5 protein-coding genes and 1 pseudogene are annotated in these 6,422 nt (G+C 62.4%); all 6 read left to right on the forward strand.

The window, feature by feature from the left end:
• Positions 1-76: 76 nt before the first annotated feature.
• Positions 77-379: pseudogene (locus tag ACROSR_RS19760) on the forward strand (tyrosine-type recombinase/integrase); the annotation flags it as partial.
• A 525-nt stretch (positions 380-904) separates the two neighbouring features.
• Entirely contained in the window at positions 905-2,512 is a 1,608-nt protein-coding gene (groL, locus tag ACROSR_RS19765; protein WP_432687605.1) for a chaperonin GroEL, read from the forward strand.
• A gap of 69 nt (positions 2,513-2,581) precedes the next feature.
• Positions 2,582-2,749 carry a hypothetical protein gene (locus tag ACROSR_RS19770; RefSeq protein ID WP_432687606.1) on the forward strand — a complete coding sequence of 56 codons (168 nt, stop codon included), beginning with the start codon at positions 2,582-2,584 and terminating at the stop codon, positions 2,747-2,749.
• Between the two features lie 142 nt (positions 2,750-2,891).
• A complete protein-coding gene (locus ACROSR_RS19775) occupies positions 2,892-3,611 on the forward strand; it encodes a polyamine aminopropyltransferase (RefSeq protein WP_432687607.1) in 720 nt (239 codons plus the stop codon).
• Between the two features lie 149 nt (positions 3,612-3,760).
• Positions 3,761-4,075 (forward strand): hypothetical protein, encoded by a 315-nt coding sequence (locus tag ACROSR_RS19780; protein WP_432687608.1) that lies wholly within the window; start codon positions 3,761-3,763, stop codon positions 4,073-4,075.
• Positions 4,076-4,077: 2 nt separating this feature from the next.
• Positions 4,078-6,150: a HelD family protein gene (locus tag ACROSR_RS19785; RefSeq protein WP_432687609.1), complete on the forward strand. Its 2,073-nt coding sequence runs from the start codon at positions 4,078-4,080 to the stop codon at positions 6,148-6,150.
• The last annotated feature ends 272 nt before the right edge of the window (positions 6,151-6,422 follow it).

Genomic DNA, 6,422 nt, shown 5'->3' on the forward strand with positions numbered 1-6,422 from the left:
CTATGCACAGCGCGACGTGCTCGATATGGTCGCGTGAAATGAAGCTATAGGTCTCCGGTAAATCCGGGGCGATTCAGAGGAGCCGTTGATGGTCGGCTCGGAACACCTCTGGCCGGGCCGCTTCCATGAACGCCTTCACATCTCGACCCGCCAATACGCCCGGCTCGTCCGGGACTGGGTAAGCTCCATCGGGCTGGACCCGACGTCATACGGCACGCATTCCATGCGCCGGACAAAGGTTGCACAGATCTATCGGAAGACTGGCAATCTGAGGGCTGTGCAACTCCTGCTCGGGCACACCAAGATGGACAGCACCGTCCGCTACCTGGGCGTTGAACTGGAGGACGCACTGGCGATCTCCGAGAGCGTCGAGATCTGAAGGTGACGGACCGCCTTCACAGGCGGCCCATTCCGGTCGTTCGCTGTTCTCGTCGACGCTGCGGTGCGGCTTCACCGAACCGGCCATTCGCACCGGTGTGCAGCATATCCATACCCATCGCCGAGCCCGTAGAATAAATCCGCCTGGGAAACGGGAATTCCGTTCATCAGACGATTTGTGCAACAGAGTCCGTCGAACCAGCCAAGAGCGGCCTTTTGCCCACCGCGATCGGAGCGGCGCAAATCGGCTGAAACCCTCATTGGGAAGGTGCCGTGGGCGAGCAGGCCTCGCGGTTGACCTCTGAGCGGCACCCGACTACTTTGCCTATCGCCTCGTCTCAAGGGACGCGGCTGATGGAGCAGGTCGAGGTCGCATAGTACGTCACGTGGAGTGCTCCGCTCCGGGAGGCGCGCGATCAACCGTCTCACCAACTGCTGCAAGTCGACACTGGAGGTGTTCCGACACCCGATCACATATTGCCAGGTTCTGCTTGCCGCCTATCCGAAATACGGAAAGGAGTTCGGCATGACAGTGAAGGAATTTTCATTCGATATCGAGGCGCGCAATCGCATGCTGGCGGGTATTGATCTGCTCGCCAAGGCAGTGGGAGTCACGCTCGGCCCGAGAGGGCGGAATGTCGTTATTCAGAGCGGGTCCGCAACGCCGCACATCACCAAGGACGGTGACACGGTCGCTCGCACCTTCGAGATCGAAGATCGCTTCGAGAACATGGGGGCGCAGATGGTCAAGGAAGTCGCCTCCCGCACCAACAGCGAGGCCGGCGACGGGACCAGCACGGCGACCGTGCTGGCGCAAGCAATTGCCCATGAAGGTGTGAAGCTGGTTGCCGGCGGCGCAAATCCCATGGACGTAAAGCGCGGGATCGACCGGGCTGCCGCCGCAACGACAACCGCCCTCCAAGAGGGCGCGCGTCCGGTGACCGGGCACGATGACATTGCCCGTGTCGGCACGGTGTCCGCGAACGGCGAAGCCGAAATTGGCACGCAGATCGCCGATGCGATGGAAAGGGTCGGACGGGATTGCGTCATCACGGTGCAGGAAAATCCCGGCCTTTTCACTGAAACCGATGTGGTCGAGGGCTTGCGCTTCGACAGCGGATATCTCAGCCCCCATTTCGTGACGGATCCCGAACGGTCCACAGTCAGCTTCGAGGAGGCGCAAATCCTTTTCTATGATGGCAAGCTGTCGTCGGTTCAGCCGCTGCTTCCCATGCTCGAAGCGGTGAACCAGTCCGGGTGCCCTCTGCTGATTGTCGCCGACGAGGTCGAGGGCGATGTTCTCTCCACGCTGGTCGTGAACAACCTGCGCGGCGGGCTCAAGGTCGCGGCGGTCAAGGCTCCCGGCTTCGGTGATCGCCGCCGCGCCATGCTGGAGGATATCGCCGTCGTGACCGGCGGTCGCGTCGTCAGTCGTGACCTCGGCATGAAGCTCGAGACGGCGGGGCCCGAGGTGCTGGGGCACGCCGCTCATGTGGAGATCACGCGTGAGAGCACGACGCTGGTCGGCGGCGCGGGCGACGCAGACCGGATTGAAGAGCGCATTTCCCGGTTGCGGCGAGAGGTCGATGACGCCGCACCCGGACACGAGAGAGATGCCCTGCGGGAGCGACTTGCGAAGCTTGCCGGGGGTGTCGCGGTTCTTCGCGTTGGTGGCACTTCAGAGGCTGATCTGCGCGAGCGGCGGGACCGCGTTGAGGACGCCCTGAACGCGACCCGCGCCGCCGTCGAGGAGGGGGTCACCGTCGGGGGCGGTGTCGCCTTGGTGCGTGCGGGCCGGATGCTCGACGATCTCACTGGCAATAACGCGGACGAGAACGCGGGCGTTAAGGTCGTGCTCAAGGCGTTGAACGCGCCCCTGGTTCTCATTGCGGACAATGCAGGTTTCGACGGGACGTTCGTGATCGGAAAGGTGCGGGAGGCCGCGACGGACACGTTCGGGTTCGACGCCGCACGAGGCGATTACGGCGACCTCATGGAGCGCGGCATCATCGATCCGGTGAAGGTCGTGCGGATCGCCCTTGAGAATGCCTGTTCCGTGGCCGCTGCCATGATCACGGCTCAAGTCGCCATCGCCGATGCCGCGCCTGAAGGCGAGGTCGATGAAACCGCGTGAGCGGGCGGGGCTTGGCCCCGTCCGACTTCGACCGTCAGCTAAATTGCCATTGATAGCCGGAGCATGCAGATGAAACAGCAAATGAAGAACCTGATCGAAAGGATCCTTGTTGCGCGTCCCGACGCGTCGCCCGACGACATCCGCAATCTGGTGCCTGCCTTACGCGAGAAAACCGACGATGAAATCGACAGGCTGGTGACACCGATCCGCGACCGCCAGGCCAAGGATGCGAGATGAAGACAATCGCCGGTCACTGTCGAGTCGTATCGCCCCGTACCGAACTTATGCAAAGATTGAGCTTTGGACCGATCCGAAGGATAAGGACGCATCCTGAAATTCAGACAGAAAGGCGACCGTGCGAGCCGCGCCGGTCACTGACATGAGCCACTTATTCGAGGAACTCGACTACTGCCCGACACCGATCGGTGCGCTCAGTCTGCGGCGGCGCCGCGATCTGCGGCTGGGCGTGGATGTGTGGGAGATCATGCTGGGACAGGAATTCCTGATGACCAGCTATTTCACCGCGTCAGAGGTTGCGCTCGGGCAGCTCGGTGTCGCAGCCTGCACGGGCGACGCGCTGGACGTCGTGGTGGGCGGTCTGGGCCTTGGCTACACCGCCGAGACCGTTCTGGCCGAGACCCGCGTCGCGAACCTCCTTGTAGTCGAATATCTCGCACCCGTGATCGAATGGCACGAAACTGGCATCCTTCCTCTTGGCACGCGGGTCGCAGACGATCGTCGATGCCGTCTGATAGAGGGCGATTTCTTCGCCATGGCCAGAAACGAAGGATTCGATCCGGATCGGCCGGGGCGGCGGTTCGACGCGATCCTCGCCGATATCGACCATGCCCCGGACCACCTGCTCGACCAGCGCAGCGACAGCTTCTACCAGGTCGAAGGGCTGCGTACGCTCAAGCACCACCTCAAGCCGGGGGGCATCTTCGGCCTCTGGTCCAACGATGCGTCAGACGAGCGTTTTCTGGATCGACTGAACGCAGCGTTTGCCGAGGCCTGGGCGGAGCCGGTGACTTTCGACAATCCACTGACAGGACAGCCCTTCACGCAGACCGTCTATCTGGCACGGGCCGATGCGGAATGAGCCTTTCGGCCGCGAACACCGTTTTGATGCCTTTGGTCGAGAACCACGCATGTCCGCTCTGCGCCGCGCCGCTCGATCTGTAGGATTTCGATGGCGTCAGTCTCATCGATACGATCGAGCATCTCGATCCTGGACTCCTGTAAGGACTGGTGCAGGCCCGCTATTGCGGTATTCGGTCCCGCGTTGCGGTCATCACGGCGCCGAACGCGGGCTTCAATCCGATGGTGGGCGGGCTGCCGCACACTATGCGTTATCCGGCTCAATTATTCGAACCGGGGTCGCGCGAAGTTTCGCGCTTGGTGCGAGGTACGGGCGATACGGCGGAATGCGGCACAGAGGTCGGACACATCGTCGGCCGCGATCCTGATGTCGGAGGTGCCAGCAAAGTGGCGGTCTTCCGGTTGTCGGAGACAGATTTGGCATCCAACCGAGCGGGTACACGTAAAACGGAAGAATTGTATTGAAAATGACGACGGACAAAGACTTCGAGAGCCAGCGGCTGACCCATTGCCTCTCACGCATCGACGCCAACCTCGGCGAGATCGGCGCGCGCGTGTCGGAGTATCAGCGCGACATACAGGCGGCCCACGACCACATGTGGGAGGCGCGCCGCGACATGGACCATCTCGACAAGGCCGCGATGCGACAGTCGATCGACCAGATGATGCGCTCGTCGGACATCCTGCGCGCACAGGCGGTCAAACTGGAAAAGCTGCGCAAATCACCGTATTTCGGTCGGTTTGATTTCCGCCGAGACGATCGCAACGAGACGGCCGCCTATTATATCGGCATCCACGATTTCCGCGACGAGGAAAACCAGGAACCTTGGGTCTATGACTGGCGCGCGCCGGTCTCGGCGCTGTTCTACGACTTCGAGACCGGACCCGCGCACTATGACGCGCCGTCGGGCACGATCCCCGGTGACCTGACCCTGAAACGTCAGTTCCGCATCCGCGACGGTTCGATGGAGTTTATGCTGGATGTCAGCGTGAACATCGTCGACGACGTGTTGCAGGATACCCTCGCGCAGGCCAGCGATGACGGTATGAAGAATATCGTCGCCACCATCCAGCGCGACCAGAACGCCATCATCCGCGACGCCGAGGCGCACACGCTGATCATCCAGGGGGTCGCGGGGTCGGGCAAGACCTCGATCGCGCTGCACCGGATCGCATTCCTGCTCTACCGCTTCAAGGACACGCTGAAATCCTCCGACATCCTGATCATCTCGCCCAACCGGGTCTTTGCCGACTATATCGGCAATGTGCTGCCCGAGTTGGGCGAAGAGACCGTGCCCGAGATCGGAATGGAAACGCTCGCTGCGCAGATCCTCGGTGACAAGATCCGGTTTCAGACCTTCTTCGAGCAGACGGCGCTGCTGCTGGAAACCGACGACGCAAACATGAAAACGCGACTGCGCGCCAAGGCCGCGCCCGAGTTCCTGCGCCAGATCGAGGCCTATGCCCAGCATCTGGAAAAGACCGCGTTCCAGCCCGAGGATGTGGTGGTGCGCAAGCGCCCGCTGCCCGGCTTCGTGTTCGAGACGACGTGGAAGCGGCTGCGGCAGCTGGACATGGCCGAGCGCCTTGTTGCGACCGGCAATTCGGTGATCGAGCAGTTCGAGGCCGAGTACAACATCGAGCTGCGCAAGGAGGAACGCGCGGTTATCCGCAAGGCGGTGCGCGGGATGGTCAACCGCACCACACTGCGCAAGGCTTACAAGGAACTTTTCGACTGGATCGACCGGCCGGATCTTTTCAAGCCCAAGAGCGGCAAGCTGGAATATGCCGACGTCTTCCCGCTCATCTATCTGAAAATCCTGACCGAAGGCGTCGAAAACCCCTACGCAGGTGTTGCGCATCTGCTGGTCGACGAGATGCAGGACTACACGCCAGCACAATACGCGGTGCTCGGACGGCTTTTCAGATGCCGCAAGACCATCCTCGGCGACGCCACGCAATCCGTGAACCCCTACAGCGCCTCGACACCCGAGCGGATCGAGAGCGTCCTCGACGGCGCTTGGCGCGTGACCCTCAACAAGAGCTACCGTTCGACCTGGGAGATCATGCAGTTCGCGCTGAAGATCTCGCCCAACCCCGATCTCGTCGCGATGGAGCGGCACGGGCCGGCACCCGAACTGGCGGTCGTCAAGACGCAGAAGGACGCCGTGGCGCGCATCGCCGGTCTGATCGAAGCCTTCCGGGCGTCCGAGCACGCCGGCCTCGCGGTGCTGGCCAAGACCCAAGCGCAGGCGAGGCGCCTGCACAAGGCTCTGTCAGAGGCGGGGGTCGAGGCACGGCTGCTCGAAGAGGGCAGCACCGGGTTTTCCACCGGGGTCGTGGTCTGCACGCCGCATCTGGCCAAAGGGCTGGAATTCGATCGCGTGATCATCCCCGACGCCAGCGAAGCCGTCTTCTCCACCGAGATGGACCGCAACCTGCTTTACGTCGCCTGTACCCGCGCCATGCATAGCCTCAGCCTGATATCGGTGGGCAAGCCGTCCGGGTTTCTGCCGATCGAGGAGCCTGCGAATGCCTGACTGCAGCGATATCCGCTCGACGACGCGGCTTGGCGGGCCGACGCGCTGCGGATCGAGACCAAAGGGCCTGCGGTCTGGCGCCGTATCGACGGATCCAATCCGCTCGATGGATGCGATCCGCAAGCCCTGCGATTTTTTCTGAACCCGAGGCGGGAATGCCGTCTCAGGCCCCAAGGGTGGGAGCCGTCATCGAGATCACCGCATCAGGACGACGGGCACCTTGCAGGACCGCACCATCTCGGTCGTTGTGGATCCGATGACGAGGCTGCGGA

Source organism: Roseovarius tibetensis, from assembly GCF_050896375.1.
GTDB lineage: Bacteria > Pseudomonadota > Alphaproteobacteria > Rhodobacterales > Rhodobacteraceae > Roseovarius > Roseovarius tibetensis.